Here is a 19,075-nt window from a genome sequence, read left to right as displayed (position 1 = left end):
GCACGGAGAGGAGAGATCATGGCGGGGAGGCGCCCGTACGTGGCGGTCGTGGGCGGCGGTATCGGCGGTCTGGCCGCTGCCATCGGACTGCGGCGGCGGGGTATCGAGGTGATGGTCCATGAGCAGTCGAGAGAGGTGGCGCACCAAGGGGCCGGTATCGCGGTCGGCGCCAACGGACACAGGGTGCTGCGGGAGTTGGGGGTCGCCCAGCGTCTGAAGGGATCGGCGGTCGAGCCGGTACGCGCCGACTTCCGGCATTGGCGATCGGGCCGGTGCATGGTGTGGCATCCGCTGACCGGCGCGTACGAGGAAAGGTTCAAGGCCCCTTTCTGGACCGTGGAGAGGGCCAGGGTCCAAGAGGCTCTCCTGGCCGAGCTGGGCGCCGAGCACGTGCACCTGGGAGCGCGCTGCACCGAGGTCGAGAGAACGGAACGCGGTGCCGTGATCCGTTTCGAGGACGGCACCGAGGACGAGGCCGACGCGGTGATCGGGGCCGACGGGATCCATTCGGTGGTGCGCCACAGCCTCTTCGGCCCCGAGGATGCCGTGTTCTCGGGCACCAGCGGATACCGGGCCCTGATCCCCATGGAACGGCTGGGGCATGTCCCTCAGCTCGCCGAGCAGGTGCTGTGGCTCTGGCTCGGTCCCGGCAGGCACTTCATCGCCTATCCCGTGGCGGGTGGCAGCGCCCTGAACTTCCTGGCCGTGGTCCCCGACCGTGACTGGACGATCGAGTCGTGGTCCACGCAGGGCGAGACGGCCGAACTGCTGGCGGCCTTCGAGGGCTGGCATCCCTTCGTCACCGAGATCCTGGCCGCCTGCGAGCGACCGGGACGCTGGGCACTGTACGACCGGGAACCTCAGCGCACCTGGAGTTCGGGCGCGGTGACGCTGCTCGGTGACGCCGCCCACGCGATGCTGCCGCACCACGGCCAGGGCGCGAACCAGGCGCTGGAGGACGCGGTGGTCCTCGCACACATCCTCGGCGACGTGGACGCCGACGGGGCCGAGGCGGCGCTGCGCGCGTACGAGCGGGTGCGCCGGCCGCGCACCCGGCTGCTGCAGGCCGGTTCCCGCAAGAACGCCGACTGCTTCCAGCTACCCGACGGGCCCGAGGCCCAGGCGCGCAATGTCCGGCTGGCCACCCTGCCCGACGACCTTGCCTGGATCCACGGGCACGACGCCGTCGGCCGGCTGGGGTCCGCCCCGGCTCCTGCCTGACAGCCGACGACGAACGGTGAGAGGAACCATGGCAAGGATCTATTCCTTCGAAGGAAACGTACCCGTCGTGCACCCCACGGCCTTCGTCCATCCGGAGGCCGTCCTGATCGGCTCCGTCGACATCGGGCCGGGTTGCTACGTCGGTCCCCTCGCCAGCCTGCGGGGCGACTTCGGGCACATCGAACTGAGAGAGGGCTCCAACGTGCAGGACGGCTGCGTTCTGCACTGCTTCCCCGGTGCGGACACGGTCGTCGAGGAGGACGGCCATGTCGGACACGGCAGCGTCCTGCACGGATGCCGAGTGGGCCGAGACAGCCTGATCGGCATCAAGTCGGTGCTGATGGACGGTGTGGTGGTGGGGCGACAGGCATTCGTCGGTGCCGGCAGCTTCGTCAAGAGCGGTTTCCACATACCGGAACGGCACCTCGCCCTGGGAAGCCCGGCCAAGGTGGCCCGGGAGCTCACAGCGGACGAGGTCGCCTGGAAGCGCAACGGCACAGCGCAGTACCAGAAGCTGGCGCAACGCTGCCTGACGGGACTTCACCCGGCGGCGGCGATGACCGAGCGCGCGGCTGCCGACACCACGGCGGTTGCCGAGCCCGAGCACGTCACCCTGCACGAATTCCGGGCCCGCTGAGGGCTGGGCGGCACATCGCCCTCGACTTCGATTCCCGAGGAGCACCGTTGAGCAGGTTGCGCTGGCTGACCGCGGGGGAGTCGCACGGACCCGCACTGGTGGCGACGCTGGAAGGGGTGCCCGCGGGGATCCCGGTGACGACGGAGATGGTGACGGACCACCTGGCGCGGCGGCGCCTGGGCCATGGCCGCGGGGCGCGGATGAAGTTCGAGCGGGACGAGGTCACGTTCCTGGGCGGCGTCCGGCACGGGCTGACGCTGGGCTCGCCGGTCGCGGTGATGGTGGGCAACACGGAGTGGCCGCAGTGGGAGCAGGTCATGGCAGCTGATCCCGTCCACCCGGACGTGCTGAAGGACCTGGCGCGCGCTGCGCCGTTGACCAGGCCGCGGCCCGGCCATGCGGATCTGGCGGGGATGCAGAAGTACGGATTCGACGAGGCGCGGCCGATTCTGGAGCGGGCGAGCGCGCGGGAGACGGCGGCGCGGGTGGCGCTGGGCGCGATCGCGCGGTCGTATCTGAAGGAGACGGCGGGGATCGAGATCGTCTCGCACGTGGTGGAGCTGGCGGCGGCGAAGGCGCCGTACGGCGTGTACCCCACGCCTGGTGATGTGGAGAAGCTGGACGCGGACCCGGTGCGCTGCCTGGATGCGGATGCGTCGAAGGCGATGGTTGCCGGGATCGATCAGGCGCACAAGGACGGCGACACTCTGGGTGGCGTGGTGGAAGTGCTGGCCTACCGGGTACCGGTCGGGCTCGGTTCGCATGTCCACTGGGACCGGCGCCTGGACGCTCGCCTCGCGGCGGCGCTGATGGGCATTCAGGCGATCAAGGGTGTCGAGGTCGGTGACGGCTTCGACCTGGCCCGTGTACCCGGCTCGCAGGCGCACGACGAGATCCTCTCCACCGAAGATGGTGTCACGCGGGCCTCCGGCCGCTCGGGCGGTACCGAGGGTGGGCTGACGACGGGTGAACTGCTGCGCGTGCGGGCGGCGATGAAGCCGATCGCGACCGTGCCGCGGGCGCTGGCGACGATCGATGTGGCCACGGGGGAGGCGGCCAAGGCGCATCACCAGCGTTCGGATGTCTGCGCGGTGCCGGCGGCCGGGATCGTCGCCGAGGCCATGGTGGCGCTGGTCCTCGCGGACGCGGTGGCGGAGAAGTTCGGCGGCGACAGCGTGCCCGAGACCCGCCGCAACGTGCGGTCCTACCTCGACAACCTCCAGATCCGGTGAGCCGGACAGGCCGCAGGGCCGCGGTCCTGGGATCGCCCATCGCCCACTCGCTGTCGCCGGTGCTGCACCGCGCCGCATACGCGGAGCTGGGACTCACCGACTGGTCGTACGACTCGTTCGACGTGGATACGGCGGCTCTGCCCCGCTTCATCGAGCGGCTCGGTCCGGAGTGGGCAGGGCTTTCGCTGACCATGCCCCTCAAGCGTGCGGTGATCCCGCTGCTCGACGAGATGAGCGCGACGGCACAATCCGTGCAGGCCGTCAATACCGTGGTGTTCACCGAAGACGGCAGGCGTCTGGGCGGCAACACCGACATTCCGGGGATGGTCGCCGCGCTGCGCGAACGCGGCATCGAGCGAGTCGACTCGGCCGCGATCCTCGGGGCCGGCGCCACCGCGGCCTCGGCACTGGCCGCACTTGCGCGCACCGGCGTCGGCGAGGTTGTCACCTACGTACGGCACGAGTCCCGCGCCGCCGAGATGCGGGAGTTGGGTGAGCGGCTCGGCGTCGATGTGCGTACGGCGGACTGGACCGACGCGGCGAAGGCGCTGCGCTTCCCCCTGGCGATCGCGACCACTCCGGCAGGTGCGACGGATGCCCTTCTGTCCGCCGTACCGGAGCAGCCCCGCACTCTCTTCGATGTGCTCTACGCCCCGTGGCCAACCGCTCTTGCCGCCTGCTGGACCGCCCGAGGCGGGACCCTCGTCAGTGGACTCGACCTGCTGGTGCACCAGGCGGTGCTGCAGGTGGAACAGATGACGGGCCATGCCCCGGCCCCGCTGGAGGTGATGCGGAAGGCCGGTCGAACGGCGCTGAACAACACAGGTGCCGGACCGAAAGTCGTCCTCGTCGGTCCGATGGGGGTCGGCAAGTCGACCGTGGGCGTATTGCTGGCCGAGCTGCTCGGCTGCGCGTACCGAGACACGGACGGTGACATCGAGGCTGAGCAGGGCCGCTCCGTCGCGGACATCTTCGCCGTTGCAGGCGAGGCGTATTTCCGGGAGTTGGAGCGCCGGGCGGTGAGTCTGGCGCTCGCTGAGCACGACGGGGTGCTCGCGCTCGGTGGCGGCGCGGTGCTCGACGCGGCGACGCGGGCGCTGCTGGCCGCCCACGCGGTGGTGTACCTGACGGTGAACGAAGACGAGGCGTTGCTGCGGGTCGGCCCGGCCGCCGAGCGACCGTTGCTGGCCGTCAACCCCCGTAAGCAGTGGCGGCAGGTGATGGAGACGCGCCGTCATCTGTACACCGACGTCGCCCGGGTGGTCGTGGCCACCGACGGCCGTAGTCCCGACGAGGTCGCCCAAGCCGTCCTTGACGCACTGGGGCACACGCTCGCGCACGCCATCGAGAAGAACCACCGTTGTCACAGCAGCCGGAGCAGGGAGACAGGCCGCTCGATCAGGTCCGCGACGTAGCGGAGGAACCCCCCGGCCGCCCCGCCGTCGCAGACGCGATGGTCGAACGTGAAGGACAGCTGACACACCTGCCGGATCGCCAGCTCACCGTCGATGACCCAGGGGCGGGCCAGGATACGACCGACGCCGAGCATCGCCGCTTCGGGGTGATTGATGATCGGCGTGGATCCGTCGACACCGAAGACCCCGTAGTTGTTCAGGGTGAAGGTTCCTCCGGTCAGATCCGCAGGGGCGAGCGTCCCCTCGCGTGCGCTGGTGGTCAGGCGGGTGATCTCGGCGGACAGCGCCGGCAGTCTCATCTTCTGCGCGTCCCTGACGACGGGCACGACGAGGCCGCGTTCCGTCTGTGCGGCGAACCCCAGGTGGATCGAGGGGAGTTGAACGATCTCCTGGTTGACGCTGTCCACGGTCGCGTTGAGCTCCGGATACCGGGTGAGTCCGGCGACGCAGATGCGAGCGAGGAGGGCGAAGAGAGAGACCTTGTTGTCGTCGCCCGACGCTGACAGCTGCTCTTTGGTGTCCAAGAGTCGTGTGGCGTCCACATCGACCCATGTCGTCGCGTCGGGGATCTCCTGACGGCTCCTTGACAGTTTGTCGGCGATGGTGCGCCGGACCCCCCGCAAGGGGACGCGCACAGCCTCCGGTGCCTGGCTGCGCTGCTCGACGTCCTTGCGGAGGATCAGCCCTCCGGGGCCACTGCCGTGCAGCGTGCGAAGGTCGAGGCCGTGCTGTTTGGCGAGCTTCCGCACCAGGGGCGAGATCACGCGGACCGGTTCGGTGGTCGGCGCCTTCGTGTCGGCCAAGGCTGCCACCGCCGTACGGGGAGAGGGAACGGGGACCCGGCGCCGGCGCGCCACGGGCGCGGACGTGCCGTAGCCGACCAGTACGTTGCCCGAGTCCTCCGAGGCCGCAGCCGAAGGGTCGGGTGTCCCGGGCGGCGGATCCTGCCTGCCGCCGACGGACAGGAGCGGCTGCCCGACGTCCACGCTCTCGCCTTCCCGCCCCCACAGGCGCGTGACGACTCCGGCATAGGGGCAGGGCACTTCGACCACGGCCTTTGCCGTTTCCACCTCCACCACGGGCTGGTCGACGCGGACGGAGTCACCGACGTGGACCAGCCACCGTACGATCTCCGCCTCGGTGAGCCCCTCGCCCAGGTCGGGGAGGACGAACTCCCTGACGTCGCTGCTCATATGCCCTCCCCCTGAGTGGTGTCCTCCCACTGCAGCCGCGCGACGGCGTCCAGAATGCGGTCGACGTCGGGCAGGTGGTAGCGCTCCAGCATCGGCGGGGGATAGGGGATGTCGAATCCGGTGACCCGCAGTACGGGAGCTGCCAGGTGGTGGAAGCAGCGTTCGGAGACCCGGGCGGCGATCTCGGCGCCGAAACCCGAGAACCCCTGGGCTTCGTGGACGACGACAGCCCGTCCTGTGCGCCTGACGCTCGCGCACACCGCCGCGTCGTCGAACGGCACCAGGCTGCGCAGATCCACGACTTCGAGGTCCCATCCCTCGGCCTGCGCCGCCGCGGCGGCCTCCAGACACACCGGGAGGGAAGGGCCGTAGGTGATGAGGGTGGCCGACGACCCGGCGCGTCGTACGGCCGCCTCGCCCAGGGCGGGCAGCGCGGCCGAGCGGTCGATCTCTCCCTTGGACCAGTACAGCCGCTTGGGCTCCAGGAAGATGACGGGATCATCCGAGGCGATGGCAGCGCGCAGCAGACCGTACGCGTCGGCGACCGTGGCGGGAGTGACCACGTGGAGGCCGGGTGTGTGCGTGTAGTACGCCTCCGATGCGTCGCTGTGATGCTCCACACCGCCGATGCCGCCGCCGTAAGGGATGCGGATGGTCAGCGGCATCGGCAGCGCGCCGCGCGTCCGGTTACGCATCTTCGCGACGTGGCTGACGAGTTGCTCGAATGCGGGATAGGCGAAGGCATCGAACTGCATCTCCACGACGGGCCGCAGTCCGTACATGGCCATGCCGACTGCCGTCCCCAGGATGCCTGCCTCCGCGAGGGGGGTATCGGCCACCCGACGGTCGCCGAATGCCGCCGCGAGGCCATCGGTGACGCGGAACACGCCGCCGAGCGTGCCGATGTCCTCTCCCAGCAGATGGACCCGGTCGTCGTCGGTCAGGGCGTCGTGCAACGCCCCATTGAGCGCCTTGGACATCGTCACCTGCTCGACGGCCGGCGCGTTGCCTGCGGCCCGAGCGACGGTCAGATCCACTGTGGCGGTCACTGGCCCGCCTCCAACTCCTGTGCCAGCAGGGCACGTTGCTCTTCGAGCTGAGGGGTTCGCCGGGCGTAGACGTGGTCGAACAGGTCCAGTGGGGCAGGGGACGGATCCGTGGCGAACCGACGGCGCAGGTCCTCCGCCATGTCTTCGGCTTCCTGCCGGATCCGGTCCACCCCGGCGTCGTCCAGAAGTCCGCGCTCGCGCAGGTGCCGTTCCATGCGGGTGACCGGGTCCCTACGGTTCCAGAACTCGACTTCGGCCGCGTCGCGGTAACGGGTGGCGTCATCGGCGTTCGTGTGTGCGTCGATGCGATACGTCACCGCTTCGACCAGGGTCGGCCCGCCGCCTTCACGAGCGTGCTCAGCGGCCCGTCGCACCTCGCGGTACACGACCGCCGCGTCGTTCCCGTCGACCAGGACGCCCGGCATGCCGTAACCGATCGCTTTGTGAGCAAGGCTGGGCGCGGCACTCTGTTTGCTGAGCGGTACGGAGATCGCGTAGCCGTTGTTCTGGACGAAGAAGACCACGGGAGCTTTGTAGACCGCGGCGAAGTTCAGCGCCTCGTGGAAGTCGCCCTCACTGGTGCCACCGTCCCCGACCATCGCCAGCACGACGAGGCCGTCCCCGTGCAGAGCTGCGGCGTGCGCAAGGCCTACCGCGTGCGGGGTCTGCGTAGCCAGTGGGGTGCTCAAGGGGGCTATGCGATGGGCGCGCGGATCGTAGCCGCTGTGCCAGTCGCCCCGCAGAAGCGTCAGTACGTCCACGGGGTCGACGCCCCGGACCAGCAGGGCCAGCGTGTCCCGGTAGGTGGGGAAGATCCAGTCCTGCCGGTCCAGAGCCAGGACAGCGCCCGCCTCGCAGGCTTCCTGCCCGGTCGTCGACGGGTAGACCGCCAGCCGGCCCTGCTTGGTCAGTGCCGTCGCCTGGAGGTTGTAGCGGCGGCCCCGGACCAGTTGCCGGTACAGGTCGAGCAGGACGGCGGCATCGAGGGACTCCGTGCCGGACACGTCGTCGATGAGGCTCAGAGGCTCCGCGGAAGGCAGCATCGCCGCCACGCCGACCTCGTCGACACCTGGCGGATCAAGAACTGTCATGTGGATGAGGCTCCTTCGGCCGGGTCAGTGGGGCGCCGGTGTTCCCGTACCAGCATTCGCGGCGGACAGAAGCCGCGGCAGTCGGCCGATACGGCTAGTACCTCGGCTCTAGCCTCCGGTCCCCAGAAAGCCGCTTAGAACTCCGGGACTAGACAGGTGGTTCTACTGCCAACTGGCGACTACCGGTGCGATGGCGCGGACTCCACGCTGAACGGACCCGTCCGCGACTGCGCAGAGTCGCGGCTCTCCCAGCCAGGAGGATGTCCATGAGCAGTGCAGTCACCTCCCGACTCGTCGTCGGCGACCGCTTCCGCGACTTCGCCGAGGCCGTCGGCGCCGAGACCCTCTCCGGCCTGACCCGTTCACTCGACGCGGGCGACCTGGACACGCTCGAGGGGCCGGTGCACGTGGTCACCGGGCAGGGCATCGGGGAGTTCGAACTCTCCTACCTCCGCGACGCGATCACGCGCCGGCAGTTGGACGACCGCGTCGTGCTGGTGCACTCCACAGCGGTACCCGCACGCCGGCAGGAACTGCACAAGTCCCGCGAGGACAACGTCCTGGTCGCCGGTCTCACGCAGGCCGACGACCGTACGTACGAGGCTCAGCTGCGGCTGCACGACCACAACGAGCTCCTCGTCGACGTGCAGGACCGGGTGCACGTACAGGGCATGGTGGCGATCGAAGCAGCCCGCCAGATGTTCCTCGCGGTCATCGAGCACTACTTCACCGCACGCTGGCCGCAGCAGCGGTACTACATCGTGCTCAACTCCATGAACACCACGTTCTCGAACTTCCTCTTCCCCGTGGGCGCCACGCTGCGGCTGACGGTGGACGAGTCCGACCTGTCGGAGCCCAGCCGACTGACCGTACGTACGACGGTGGTACTGGAGCAGGCGGGGCGTGCCGCCGCCGCGGTGACCATCGACGCGGCGGCCTTCGCCCCCGGTCTGCTGGAGGAGAAGGAGCTGCGGCGGGCCAAGGGCGCCGTGGCGAGCGCGGTGGACACGGCTCTCGCGACCGCGACCGTCTGACGTGAAACTGCCGGTACAGGACACGAAGGCACCCCTGACAGAGGCACAGCTCTGCGACAGCGAGCGGAGGTTCGCCTACTTGGGGCCGGAAGGAACCTTCACCGAGCAGGCCCTGCGATCGCTTCCGGAGGCCGGCGGGTCCTCGCTGCTGCCGGCCGCGACGGCCGCCCAGGCCCTGGAGTATGTGTGCCGTGGAGCCGCCGACGCCGCCATGCTGCCGGTGCACAACACGGTGGCCGGACCGGTCCCGGACACTTTGCGCGCGCTGGTGGAGTCACCGTCACCGGTCGTGGTGAGGGAAGTCGTGCTCGAGGTCGAGTTCGCGCTGCTGGTGCGCCCGGGGACGCCGCTGTCGCGGGTCCGTACGGTCAGTGGGCACCCCCACGCGGGAACGCAGGTGCGTCGCTGGCTCAGCAGCCATGTGCCGCACGCGCGGTGGATCGCGGCGCCGTCCAACGCCGAGGGCGCACGCCGGGTCAAGGACAGCGAGTGCGACGCCGCGGTGGCCGGGCTCCACGCCGCGGCGCGCTATGGCCTGGAGGCCGCCGGCACCGAGATACAGGACAGCTCCGGTGCCGCGACGCGCTTCCTGCTCTGTGCGCACCGCGGCGCCGCGCGGGTCCCGGCTCCCGGCCGCGCCCACCGGACGTCCCTGATCGGCCGCTTCCCCAGCCGGTCGGGTCAATTCGCTGTGCACCTACGGGAATTGAAGAAGCACCCTGTCCTGCAAGAGGTTTCCCTGAACGTCGTCCACGACGGCCCGGACAGCCGCTTGCTCCTCGCCGACTGCCCGGGCCGCATGGACCGGCCGGAGACCGCGCGCGCCGTCGGTCTCCTGCAGCTGAGCCTGCCGGGGCTCCGATCCCTGGGGTCGTACGCCTCGGCACATCCCGTGAAGTCCCCGTCCGAACGGAGCAGGATCATGACCGCCAAGGCCACCACCGCGGAAGCCGACCTGTCCGTGGAACCCGCACCCGGGGACGTCGCCCGGCTGAGGGAACAGATCGACGCCCTGGACCAATCGCTCATCGGCGCACTCCAGCAGCGGTTGGCGGCGTCCAAGGAGATCCAGCGTCTACGCATGAGCGGTGGCGGCGCACGGATCGACTCCGGGCGTGAGCACGCGATACGCGACCGGTACACGCAGACCCTCGGGGCCGGCGGGAGTGCGGTCGCGGACGCCGTACTCGAGATGTGCCGGGGGCTGGCCCCGAGGTGAGCCGGCCACCGAGGACGGCACAGCAGCCGTCGGGTCTCCGTCGCGGTCGTGAGGGTGTCCTCGCGGCCGCGACGTCCTTGTTCCTCACTCGAGGCTACGACGCCACGAGCATGGGCGATATAGCCGAACACGTCGGAGTGACCAAGGCCGCCCTGTATCGCCACGTCAGCGGCAAAGCGGAGTTGCTGGATGCCGTCACCAGGCCGATGCGGGAGGCTGTGCTCGCGCTGCTGGGCAGTTGTGCGCAGGTCCGGGGCCAGGGCTTCGACACGCTCGCCGGACTCCTGCGCGGGCTGGCCGACGTGGCGGCGGACGACCCGGCCGGGCATGCCCTGCTGTGGGCCGCGCGCGGCACATCAGCGGGTTTCGACCAGGACTCGGCCTGCCGCGAAGCGGTGTTCCGGCGGCTGGTCGACCTGCTGGAGCAGGCCGTTGCGGAGGGCGACGTACGCGACGACATCGCGCTCCCGCTCATCGCCCGGCTGCTCCTGGGCGCTGTGGCGGGGGCGAACTGTCTCCCGGACGAGCCGGTGTCGCCCTCGCATTCTGCGGTCGCTGCCCTGCTCGGTGGTCTGCGGCCGGCGTCAGTGGCCGGCTGAGGCCGGCGGGAGCGCGGACCGTATGGCCTGCCTGAGCCAGACATGCACCGGTTCGGTCTCGTGCCGGGGGTGCCACGCCTGACAGATGCTGATGGGGTCGGTCTCGACCGGAAGGTTGAACACCTCGATACTCACGGACTTCTGCGCGCTGACCGCGAGGGACCGGGGCATCGCGGTGACGAAGTCGGTCAAGGGGAGCATCAAAAGGGCCTCACCGTAGTCCGGCACGGAGGCGATGACGTCCCGGCGCAGCCCGAGTTCGCGCAGGCCGACATCGATGGGTCCGGTCATACGGCCTTTGCGCGACACACTGACATGCCGTGCCGCGGCGAACGTCCTGGCGGTCACCTCGCCGGACAGGAGGGGATGACCGGTTCGGGCCACGCCCACGAACTCGTCCCGGAAGAGCGGCTCGATGCACAGCTCCGGAGAGGGCTCGTCGATGATGCCGATTTCGATGTCCACCGCGCCCTCCCGCAGTGGTGCGTTGCCATGGCTGCTCTCGGCGGTGAACGTGAAGCGGGCCAGGGGCACCTCCTGGATCGCCCGGCGCAGCAGGGCCGGTGAGAGAACAGCCGCGTAGGCCTCGTCCGCGACGATGGTGAGGGTCCGGCTGACCTGGGTGAGGTCCTCCTGCTGGTGCGGGGTGAGGATGTCCTCGGCCGCGCGCATCAGAGCGCGGACCTTCGGCTGAAGCTCGAGTGCTCTGGGCGTGGGGACCAGACCACGGCCGGCCCGGACCAGTACGGGATCGCCGAGAGCTCGCCGGATCTTGGACAACGCCCGGCTCATGGCGGGCGGCGAGAGCGCCAGCCGCTCGGCCGCACCGGTGACGCTGCCCTCCTGCAGCAAGGCGTCCAGAGCCGGCAGCAGCCGTATGTCCACCTGCCGTGCCAGCAGGGTGGACATCTCCTCGCTCCAGTCACTGTGCGCGGGGCGGTCGGCATCGGTCGCAGTCACTGCTTCTCCCGGGAAGTGTTCTGGTCGCTGACGGGCCGGCGCAGCCACAGCGCGACCAGGAGCGAGGCGAGCAACAGAATGACCCCGACCACGCGCAACGACTCGGCCATGCCCGCGGTGAAGGCCTCGCGGATCTGCGCGGAGAGACGATCCGCCGAGGCGGCGCCGGAACGTTCGACACCGCTCAGTGCGGAGCCCAGCGCCTGCCCGCCCGCGGCATCGTCCTGAAACCGTCGAAGTACGGCAGGAAGCGCGTCGGCGAACCGGGCGTTGAGCAGCGTACCGAAGACGGCGAAGCCCAGAGCCCCGCCGATCTCACGACTGAAGCTGTTGATGCCCGAGCCGACGCCGGCCTGGTGCGCGGGCAGGGAAGTGATGACGGCCTGGGACAGTGGCGGGTTGGACAGTCCCGACCCGACGCCGACCACGATGATGCACCCCGCGTACAGGACGTAGGGCGTCGAAGGGCCGCACAAGGAGAAGAGCCCGAGTCCCGCGACCACGACGAGGAGCCCGCAGGCGACGACCGGACGTGAGCCGTAGCGGTCGGCCAGCCGCGCGGACCGCGGCGAGACCAGGAAGATCACCACGGCCAGCGGCGCGGTACCGAGCCCTGCCAGAGCTGCTGGATAACCCTTCACATTCATCAGGTACTGGCCGTTGAGATAGAAGACCGAGTACATCGCGATGAAGGACACGACGATGCCGAGCGTCCCGGCTCGCATTCCAGGATGACGGAACACCCTTGGGTCGAGGAGCGGTTGTTCCCGGCGTATCTCGTATCCGACGAAGAAGGCCAGAAAGCACAGGCCCGCAATGAATGCCAGCAGAACGGCCGGGGAAGTCCAGCCGAGTTCGGTTCCCTCGATGATGCCGAAGAGCAGCGCGAAGACCGAGACGACGAGGATGAGCACTCCGTGCACGTCGACGGAATGGTGGTGCCGGTCGACACGGGGCAGGAATTTCGCGGCTACGAAGAGGCCGAGGGCGGCAAGAGGGGCGGCAACAGCGAACAGGGCCTGCCAGTCGAAGAATTGCAGAACGACGCCGCCCACCATGTTGCCGGCCACCCCGCCGGCTCCGCTCAACGCCGTCCACAGCGCCACGGCATGACCGCGCCGGTTCTGCGGATAGCAACTCATGAGCAGCGGAAGACTGTTGGGCAGGACGAGTGCGGCGCCCGCTCCGGTCAGTGCCCGTGCCCCGAGCAGGAGGGCGACGGACGGGGCGACCGCGGACCCGACGGATCCCACGATCATCAGCATCAGCCCGCACAGGAGCGCCCCTTTGCGCCCGAAGCGGTCGCCGATGGCGCCACTGGGGATCAGCAGACAGCCGAAGACGATCAGGTAGCTGTCCACGATCCACAGCACCTGTGTCGCGGTCGGCTGCAGCGCGCTCGTGGCCAGTCGGCCGACGGCCAGGTTCACACTGGCACCCAGACCGAACACCAGCATGACGCACATGCCGATGCCGGCGATGGCCGCTCGTGAGCCGCGCTGGGGGTCGCCCGGCGCGGCCCTGTCCGGCTGCGCAGCGCGGGTGGGGCCGGGAACACTCATGAGATGGCCCGCGTACGGGTGTCCACGAAGGTGGAGAGTTCCAGCCCCTGCCCATCGGTGATGCCGACGGAGACGTAACCGTTGGCGGAGTCGCGGACGTGATCGAGGTACGGACGGGCAGCGGCCGCGAACTTCTCGGTGTCGTCCGCATGCACCAGGGAACCCGGACGAAGCCGGGGTTCCGCCGCCTTGATCACATCGTGATAGAAATCGGCCCACCCGTCCAGATAGAGAAAATCGATCTGCTCCGGGAAAGTGGAGAGCACGTCCACGGCTTCGCCCTCGATCACGTCAGCCTGCTCGGCGACCCCGGCAGATTTCAGATGCTCCCGTGCGGCCGCGCACTTCTCTTGGTGAAGGTCCACCGTGTACAGCTTTCCGTACCCGTTGTCCCGTAGAGCTGCCGCAATGTGAATCGCGGTGAATCCGTAGGAGGTTCCGAACTCGAACACCGTTTGCGGACGCATGGCGCGCACGCAGGTGTACAGCATGCGGCCGATGCTTTCCGGCGCCGCATAGTATCCGCTGGAGCATGCTTCCACCAGGTCTTCCGGTGTCCAGGGGGATACCCGGCTGCGGATCTTTTCGAGGAGTTTCGGCTGTTCCGTCTCGTCCACTCGCCGCTGTTCCTTCAGGATGCTTTCGAGGACGTTCCGAGTCTGGGGGGAGAAAAGGGTGGACGTCATGGTCATGCGTTCCTCTCCTTGAGGTCAGCGGGTTGTTTCTGCCAATGTCCCGGACAGCCCGGAATTCGGCATCCGGAGCACTCCGGAATTCACTTTGATAAAGGGCTGGATCAGGAGGTCAACTCCTACGAGGAAACAGACCGTGCCCATTCCGATGGGGCCGCCCATGATGAGTCCCGATGTCATCAGACCGGCTTCGATGAGCCCTTTCGCAGCCCAGAAGGGCCAGCGCCATCGAGCGTTCATGGTGATGGCGAGCAGATCGATGGCACGGATGCCGAACCCGCTCATGATGATGAGGGCCGAGCCGTACGCGCACAGGAGTACGGCCAGGGCGAGGACCCCGGCCGAGGTGATGTGCAGGCCGCGCGCGGGCTCTGACCAGCGGAGCAGGTCGATGATGCTGCCGCAGAAGAAGAAAGTGAAAAGCGGTGAGAGCAGCGGCCTTTCCCGCGTCCAGGCTGCCACGATCACAAGGCAGATGACAGCCACCGCAGTCTGCGATATCCCCACCGTGACAGGAACGTGCTTCATCAGGCCGAGCGCGAAGACATCGAGCGGATCGGTTCCCATACCCGAGTGAATGAAAAGATAGGCGCCGGCCGAGAAAATCAGGCAGCCGACTAAGTAGATCCAGTACTTGCTGCGCCGTTCTCGATCGAAGAGCATCAGCTTACCTCCCCTTTGGCTTCCGTCACCCACTCTAGGACGCCGGGATCGGGTTAATCCAGTGCTTTCCGTGCAACATACACCTTCAGTAACTGGAATCGGGGATTCACTGGCGTTCGGTTTAGCTTGCAACTATTCCCTGTGATGTAACCCACGTTTCAACGGATTGCTTGAGTCCGGCCTATATGATGATGTCGTAAGGCGTAATCGTTGACGAGGCGACAGTGCGGGCAACGGCGCTCACGCATGTGCGCTCGGTGAGCAACGGTCTTTGCGTGACAGGGGGATACATGTCTCTGAATAGGTCTCTGATACCTCGTCCGACTTCCGAGGGAGTTTCTACTGCTGCACCTGTTCTCACCCCCAGGGAGCGACAGGTGCTGGACGGGATCAAGGAAGGCTATTCAAACAGGATGGTCGGCAGGTTACTCGGCATTTCTGAGCGCACTGTAAAAGTCCACCTGCATTCGATTTTCATCAAACTGGGAGCCAATTCACGCACGGAGGCCGTCATCGCGGGGATCCGGAACGGCTCCATCAGCCTGCACTGACGGTTGCATGCGAGTGGCCCCCGACGTATCTGTCGGGGGCCACTCGCATGCAACCGTCAAAGTTCAGTGGCGGCGGACTCGTGCGCGAGCGTGAGGACGAGCCGGGCCGTGGTGTTCACGAGTTCCTTGTCGATCGGCTCGCCGAACACCAGAACCCGGTAGTACAGCGGCCCGAGCAGCAGATCCACGAGGTGGTCGACAAGCCGGTCGTCGACGGTGGCGGGGGCAAGGGCACGCGCGAGGAGCGCGCCCAGTCCGGCGATGTCGCGCTCGCGCTGCTCCCGCAGGAAACCGCCACGCAGCGAGGCGGCGGTCTCCGTGTCCAGCTGGGCATGCCCGAGCAGAGCCTGCATCACCTGGCCGGCCGGTTCTGCGAAGAAGTCGGCCACGCGCTGAAGGTGGTCCGTGAGGTCGTCCTCGGGGCTGCCTTGCCCGGTACGCCACTCCAGCGCCTCGCGGGCATCGTCGATGAGTGTGTCGAGGAGGATGTCGACCTTCGACTTCCACCAGCGGTAGATCGTCTGCTTGGCCACGCCGGCGCGCTGGGCGATGCCTTCGATGGTCAGGGCGGCGAATCCTCGCTCGACCAGGAGGTCGTCCGCGGCGTGGAGCACCGCGAGCCGGACGCTCTCGCTGCGTCGAGGGCCGGTTCGGCTGATGACAGGGCGCTGGTCGCAGGCCGGTTGGGGTTTCCGCGTGGCGCTAATGGTTCTTTCGCCTTTCGGGCTTTCGAATCGCATGGGGTCCGTCCCCCAATTCTGGCAGGGCCGGGTTCACCGAGATGTGATGCGTGCGAACCGGCTCATGCGGCCTTCTTGGTGGGACGTACCAGGCTGAGCAGTACGCCGAGTGCGAGCGCGGCCACCACGGCGCTGAACGTCTCGCCTGCGGGGCGCAGACTGGTCTGGCGGATCAGGACGCCGACGCCGATGGCGGGCACCGCGAGCATCGAGTACAGGATGGCGAAGAAGGTGGAGACGGATGCGCCCCTGTGCTGTGGCGCGCTGCGCGTGGTGATGCTGCCGATGCCGTGGCCGACCGCGATACCCGTCGCGAGGCCGTTCACAGCGGCGCCGGCGAGCAAAGGAGCCAGGGTGCTGGTGGCCATGGCCGCGGCGATCAGGGCGGCGGCGGCGATCAGGCCCAGGCATGCCACGGGCAGCGCGGTGCTGGGCCGGAGCATACGGACCAGGAGCTGACCGAAGGCCGTGCAGGCGAAGGCGATGAAGACCACGAGCCCGGTCAGAGAGTGGCTGGACTCGTTCAACACGGTCCCCAGGAACAGCCCCGTCACGGCGGTCAGTACCCCGAGTACGGCGAATCCGGCACCGCCGGCCATGGCCGAACGCAGGAAGTCCGAGCGGATCTCGGCGGGAACGTGCAGGGGCTGGAACTGAAACGAGAAGCCGGAACGGTGCTCTGAACTCTCACCGTGCAGCAGGACGCCGAGCGCGCCGATTGCGGCGAGGACGAGCATGACGACCCAGGGTGTACGCAGCGGGGACGGTGCGAGATCGGCCAGGATTCCCGCCAGGAGGGTGCCGCATGCGAGGCCGCCCATGTTCGCGAACAGAGCGAGGGTGGCGGGCTTGACCCGGCTGTTCTGGCCGAGCCGTTCCGCGAGGGAGGCGGTGGCCGCACCGGTGACGAGGGCTGCTGAGAAGCCTGAGACAACACGCGCGATGAGCATCGCCGCGACGTTCTGCGCCAGTATGAAAGCGACCGCGGCGCATACGGACAACAAGGTTGCGGCGATCAGTACCGGACGCCGTCCCACCTGGTCGGAGAGCCGCCCGAAGGCGAGCAGGCCGACCACGACGCCGAGGGCGTAGACGGCGAAGACCACGGTGACGGTGAACGGGGTGAAACCGAAGGCGTCTCCGTAGAGCGGGTAGAGCGGTGTGGGTGCCGTGGTGCCCGCCATGGTGATCCAGAAGGCGAAGGCCACGCTGAATACGGCGAGACCGCTGCCGCGAGCCCTTGTCGAGGAGCCTGCCGGGCTGACGGCGCGGACGGTCGAGTTCCCCACAGATGTGGCCTCTCGTGAGTGTGGATGTGGAGCGAGCAACGGGAGGGAAGCGCAGACAAGACTTACCGTTGCGTCTACTCAGGAAGATTAGACGAGTCGTCGCGTCTATTCAAGGCGTCCATGTCTGGGTGCGACTTGCCGGTGAGAGGGCGGGTCCCCGCGGTTCGCAGGCTCTTCGTCCGATGGTCCGGTTCGGCACAAAAATTCCACGACACCGCTGACGGCGGGGAGGCGCATCTTCTTCGACGGCTACGGCTACGGCATGCACTGCTACAGCGACAGTTGCGACGCTTTCGCCACCTGGTCCGCCCCGGCCGGACTCCCCGGTGATCGGTGGCCGACTCGGCTTCGCCGAGGGGTCTCCAGGAGACCCGGTTCCGGTGTCAGGGGCACGGCGTGTTGCGGGGGCTCGAGCTGGCCTCGGCGGGTCCCCGCCATGCCCAAGGCCGCACGGCCGTCACGGTGAACCGGGACGGGCCCACCCCGGCTCCACCGACAAGGGACTCGCCAGCCGTAGCGGCAGGACGATGCCGGGGGGCCAGTCGCGAGGCAGCGGTTTACGACGAACTCCGCGATGTCCTTGCCGACGGCATCCTGGAACGGTCGCGATGGCGGGCGGACCGCTGCAGCCGGGCGCCGTTAAATGAACCGCATCCCGTGCGGGATTTCCTCGACGTGATCGTCGATCAGCAGACTTCGGCCTCGGTGCGAGCGTCGTGTTCAGCCGACCGCATACTGCTGCGGGGGCGGGGTTGCCGTCGCTCGACCGCGCGAGCCGATTCCGCTGCGCCGGCCGCCCCGTGCGTGATCGGTACGGTGGTACCGGGACGACGAGAGGGGCGGCGCGGCCGTGGGTGAGGAAGTGCAGATCAGGACGGCGAAGGAGGCCGCTGACCACGAGCTCATCCTGGCGTTCGGGCGGTTGCAGGGGGCGGCGAACCGGCTGGAGTACATCCTCGGCCGGGCGCTCGAGGTGGAGTGCGGCATCAGCCATCTGGTCTTCGAGGTGCTGCTGATCCTCGGGCGGGCCGGCGAGCCGGGGCTTTCCATGCGGGCCATCGCGCAGGAGCAGGTCCTGACCACTGGCGGCGCCACCCGGCTGGTGGACCGGATGGAGACGGCGGGGCTCGTGACGCGCGCGGAGTCCCCCGGCGACCGGCGCGGGAAGCTGGTGCGGCTGACCCCGCTGGGCGAGGAGACAGTCGTAGGCGCTGCCCGGGTGCACCTGGAGAACATCAAGCGGTATTTCGTGGAGCCCCTGCCCGCGGCGGATCGCGAGAGGTTCGCGGAGGATCTCCGGATCCTCAGTCACGCGGCCCGGGACGTGCTGCCCCGGCTTCCCTGACCTGCGGAGCGGCGGCAGTGCACGTCTAATGGCGTTGGCCGCGCTCGTGTGTCTCAGTTCACACAGGTCAAGAAATATCTGACGAGTCAGCTACTGTTTGGTCAGATGAATCGCTTGCAACCGGCGAGCGCCCCATCCCTGCCGAGGTCTTCGATGAAGCTCGTCTACGTCTTCGACGCCTACTGCGGCTGGTCGCACGGTTTCTCCGGCACCCTGCACGAGATCACCTCGCGCCACCCCGACCTGCCGGTCGAGTTGGTCTCCGGCGGTCTGTTCACCGGGCCGCGCCGGGTGCCGATCCGCGAGTTCGGCCACGTCCAGGGCGCGAACGCCAAGATCGCCGAGCTGACCGGCGCCGTGTTCGGCCAGGCGTACGAGGAGTTGGTCGCCGACGGTTCGTTCGTGATGGACTCCGAGGCCGCCGCCCGTGGCGTCGCGGCCCTGCGCCAGGTGGCCCCGGACCGCACGGCGGAGCTGGCCGCGGCCCTACAAGACGCCTTCTACGTCGACGGACTGAGCCTGTCCGAGGCGACCGTCCGGTAGGTGGTCGCCTCGGAGAGGCTCAGTCCGTCGACGTAGAAGG

The 19,075-nt window shown here is 68.5% G+C and carries 18 protein-coding genes and 2 pseudogenes; 11 read left to right on the top strand and 9 right to left on the bottom strand.

What is annotated here, in order from left to right:
- Positions 1-18 precede the first annotated feature (18 nt).
- The 5 genes and pseudogenes from ACTWQO_RS33485 (at position 19) to ACTWQO_RS33465 (ending at position 4,505) form a co-directional block, all read left to right on the top strand.
- Positions 19-1,221: an FAD-dependent monooxygenase gene (locus ACTWQO_RS33485; RefSeq protein ID WP_443241128.1), complete on the top strand. Its 1,203-nt coding sequence runs from the start codon at positions 19-21 to the stop codon at positions 1,219-1,221.
- 28 nt (positions 1,222-1,249) lie between these two features.
- Positions 1,250-1,858 (top strand): acyltransferase, encoded by a 609-nt coding sequence (locus tag ACTWQO_RS33480; protein ID WP_443241127.1) that lies wholly within the window; start codon positions 1,250-1,252, stop codon positions 1,856-1,858.
- A gap of 47 nt (positions 1,859-1,905) precedes the next feature.
- A complete protein-coding gene (gene aroC / locus ACTWQO_RS33475; protein ID WP_443241126.1) occupies positions 1,906-3,090 on the top strand; it encodes a chorismate synthase in 1,185 nt (394 codons plus the stop codon).
- A pseudogene (locus ACTWQO_RS33470) lies at positions 3,087-3,905 on the top strand (shikimate dehydrogenase); the annotation flags it as partial. The gene aroC and the pseudogene ACTWQO_RS33470, both read left to right, overlap by 4 nt.
- Positions 3,879-4,505, top strand: coding sequence for a shikimate kinase (locus ACTWQO_RS33465; RefSeq protein ID WP_443241186.1), 627 nt, complete (start codon positions 3,879-3,881; stop codon positions 4,503-4,505). The pseudogene ACTWQO_RS33470 and the gene ACTWQO_RS33465, both read left to right, overlap by 27 nt.
- Here ACTWQO_RS33465 and ACTWQO_RS33460 read toward each other — a convergent pair.
- The 3 genes from ACTWQO_RS33460 to pdhA form a co-directional block, all read right to left on the bottom strand.
- On the bottom strand, positions 4,454-5,698 hold the full coding sequence (locus tag ACTWQO_RS33460) for a dihydrolipoamide acetyltransferase family protein (RefSeq protein WP_443241125.1): 1,245 nt from the start codon (positions 5,696-5,698) through the stop codon (positions 4,454-4,456). The two genes, ACTWQO_RS33465 and ACTWQO_RS33460, sit on opposite strands and share 52 nt — an antisense overlap.
- Positions 5,695-6,678 carry an alpha-ketoacid dehydrogenase subunit beta gene (locus ACTWQO_RS33455; RefSeq protein ID WP_443241185.1) on the bottom strand — a complete coding sequence of 328 codons (984 nt, stop codon included), beginning with the start codon at positions 6,676-6,678 and terminating at the stop codon, positions 5,695-5,697. The genes ACTWQO_RS33460 and ACTWQO_RS33455 overlap by 4 nt, the downstream gene beginning before the upstream one ends.
- A gap of 65 nt (positions 6,679-6,743) precedes the next feature.
- Positions 6,744-7,838, bottom strand: a complete 1,095-nt coding sequence (pdhA, locus tag ACTWQO_RS33450; protein WP_443241124.1) for a pyruvate dehydrogenase (acetyl-transferring) E1 component subunit alpha — start codon at positions 7,836-7,838, stop codon at positions 6,744-6,746.
- 266 nt (positions 7,839-8,104) lie between these two features.
- On the opposite strand from pdhA, the gene ACTWQO_RS33445 reads away from it, so the two are divergent.
- The 3 genes from ACTWQO_RS33445 to ACTWQO_RS33435 are packed head-to-tail and all read left to right on the top strand — an operon-like array spanning position 8,105 to position 10,690.
- Positions 8,105-8,872, top strand: coding sequence for an AfsA-related hotdog domain-containing protein (locus ACTWQO_RS33445; RefSeq protein WP_443241123.1), 768 nt, complete (start codon positions 8,105-8,107; stop codon positions 8,870-8,872).
- Between the two features lies 1 nt (position 8,873).
- Positions 8,874-10,091 carry a chorismate mutase gene (locus tag ACTWQO_RS33440; protein WP_443241122.1) on the top strand — a complete coding sequence of 406 codons (1,218 nt, stop codon included), beginning with the start codon at positions 8,874-8,876 and terminating at the stop codon, positions 10,089-10,091.
- Positions 10,067-10,690 carry a TetR/AcrR family transcriptional regulator gene (locus ACTWQO_RS33435; RefSeq protein WP_443241121.1) on the top strand — a complete coding sequence of 208 codons (624 nt, stop codon included), beginning with the start codon at positions 10,067-10,069 and terminating at the stop codon, positions 10,688-10,690. Before ACTWQO_RS33440 ends, ACTWQO_RS33435 begins: the two co-directional genes overlap by 25 nt.
- Here ACTWQO_RS33435 and ACTWQO_RS33430 read toward each other — a convergent pair.
- The 4 genes from ACTWQO_RS33430 to ACTWQO_RS33415 are packed head-to-tail and all read right to left on the bottom strand — an operon-like array spanning position 10,676 to position 14,567.
- A complete protein-coding gene (locus ACTWQO_RS33430) occupies positions 10,676-11,650 on the bottom strand; it encodes a LysR family transcriptional regulator (RefSeq protein WP_443241120.1) in 975 nt (324 codons plus the stop codon). The two genes, ACTWQO_RS33435 and ACTWQO_RS33430, sit on opposite strands and share 15 nt — an antisense overlap.
- Positions 11,647-13,212, bottom strand: a complete 1,566-nt coding sequence (locus ACTWQO_RS33425) for an MFS transporter (protein WP_443241119.1) — start codon at positions 13,210-13,212, stop codon at positions 11,647-11,649. Before ACTWQO_RS33425 ends, ACTWQO_RS33430 begins: the two co-directional genes overlap by 4 nt.
- The gene (locus ACTWQO_RS33420; RefSeq protein ID WP_443241118.1) at positions 13,209-13,904 is read right to left on the bottom strand and encodes an O-methyltransferase; all 696 of its coding nucleotides are present in this window, start codon (positions 13,902-13,904) and stop codon (positions 13,209-13,211) included. The genes ACTWQO_RS33425 and ACTWQO_RS33420 overlap by 4 nt, the downstream gene beginning before the upstream one ends.
- 18 nt (positions 13,905-13,922) lie before the next feature.
- Positions 13,923-14,567, bottom strand: a complete 645-nt coding sequence (locus tag ACTWQO_RS33415) for a YczE/YyaS/YitT family protein (RefSeq protein ID WP_443241117.1) — start codon at positions 14,565-14,567, stop codon at positions 13,923-13,925.
- A gap of 290 nt (positions 14,568-14,857) precedes the next feature.
- Between ACTWQO_RS33415 and ACTWQO_RS33410 the strand changes: the two genes are divergently transcribed.
- A complete protein-coding gene (locus ACTWQO_RS33410; RefSeq protein ID WP_443241116.1) occupies positions 14,858-15,118 on the top strand; it encodes a response regulator transcription factor in 261 nt (86 codons plus the stop codon).
- 56 nt (positions 15,119-15,174) lie between these two features.
- On the opposite strand, the gene ACTWQO_RS33405 is transcribed toward ACTWQO_RS33410, so the two are convergent.
- Positions 15,175-15,732 (bottom strand): TetR/AcrR family transcriptional regulator, encoded by a 558-nt coding sequence (locus ACTWQO_RS33405; RefSeq protein ID WP_443241115.1) that lies wholly within the window; start codon positions 15,730-15,732, stop codon positions 15,175-15,177.
- 188 nt (positions 15,733-15,920) lie between these two features.
- On the bottom strand, positions 15,921-17,147 hold the full coding sequence (locus ACTWQO_RS33400; RefSeq protein WP_443241114.1) for an MFS transporter: 1,227 nt from the start codon (positions 17,145-17,147) through the stop codon (positions 15,921-15,923).
- Between the two features lie 850 nt (positions 17,148-17,997).
- Here ACTWQO_RS33400 and ACTWQO_RS33395 point away from each other — a divergent pair.
- Together ACTWQO_RS33395 and ACTWQO_RS33390 are read left to right on the top strand one after the other, a co-directional pair.
- Positions 17,998-18,492 carry a MarR family winged helix-turn-helix transcriptional regulator gene (locus ACTWQO_RS33395; RefSeq protein ID WP_443241113.1) on the top strand — a complete coding sequence of 165 codons (495 nt, stop codon included), beginning with the start codon at positions 17,998-18,000 and terminating at the stop codon, positions 18,490-18,492.
- Between the two features lie 153 nt (positions 18,493-18,645).
- Positions 18,646-19,023 (top strand): annotated as a pseudogene (locus ACTWQO_RS33390) (DsbA family protein); the annotation flags it as partial.
- Positions 19,024-19,075: the final 52 nt, after the last annotated feature.

The organism is Streptomyces sp. 4N124, assembly GCF_052245395.1.
Classification (GTDB): domain Bacteria; phylum Actinomycetota; class Actinomycetes; order Streptomycetales; family Streptomycetaceae; genus Streptomyces.
The sequence above is the reverse complement of the archived record's forward strand: the minus strand, read 5'-3'. Positions and strand labels throughout refer to the sequence as shown.

Bases quoted from the DNA above. Each gene is read 5' to 3' on its own strand.
- ACTWQO_RS33485 (WP_443241128.1), top strand. From the start codon at position 19: ATGGCGGGGAGGCGCCCGTACGTGGCGGTCGTGGGCGGCGGTATCGGC.
- ACTWQO_RS33480 (WP_443241127.1), top strand. From the start codon at position 1,250: ATGGCAAGGATCTATTCCTTCGAAGGAAACGTACCCGTCGTGCACCCC.
- ACTWQO_RS33465 (WP_443241186.1), top strand. From the start codon at position 3,879: ATGCGGAAGGCCGGTCGAACGGCGCTGAACAACACAGGTGCCGGACCG.
- ACTWQO_RS33460 (WP_443241125.1), bottom strand. From the start codon at position 5,698: ATGAGCAGCGACGTCAGGGAGTTCGTCCTCCCCGACCTGGGCGAGGGG.
- ACTWQO_RS33455 (WP_443241185.1), bottom strand. From the start codon at position 6,678: ATGTCCAAGGCGCTCAATGGGGCGTTGCACGACGCCCTGACCGACGAC.
- pdhA (WP_443241124.1), bottom strand. From the start codon at position 7,838: ATGACAGTTCTTGATCCGCCAGGTGTCGACGAGGTCGGCGTGGCGGCG.
- ACTWQO_RS33445 (WP_443241123.1), top strand. From the start codon at position 8,105: ATGAGCAGTGCAGTCACCTCCCGACTCGTCGTCGGCGACCGCTTCCGC.
- ACTWQO_RS33425 (WP_443241119.1), bottom strand. From the start codon at position 13,212: ATGAGTGTTCCCGGCCCCACCCGCGCTGCGCAGCCGGACAGGGCCGCG.
- ACTWQO_RS33420 (WP_443241118.1), bottom strand. From the start codon at position 13,904: ATGACCATGACGTCCACCCTTTTCTCCCCCCAGACTCGGAACGTCCTC.
- ACTWQO_RS33415 (WP_443241117.1), bottom strand. From the start codon at position 14,567: ATGCTCTTCGATCGAGAACGGCGCAGCAAGTACTGGATCTACTTAGTC.
- ACTWQO_RS33410 (WP_443241116.1), top strand. From the start codon at position 14,858: ATGTCTCTGAATAGGTCTCTGATACCTCGTCCGACTTCCGAGGGAGTT.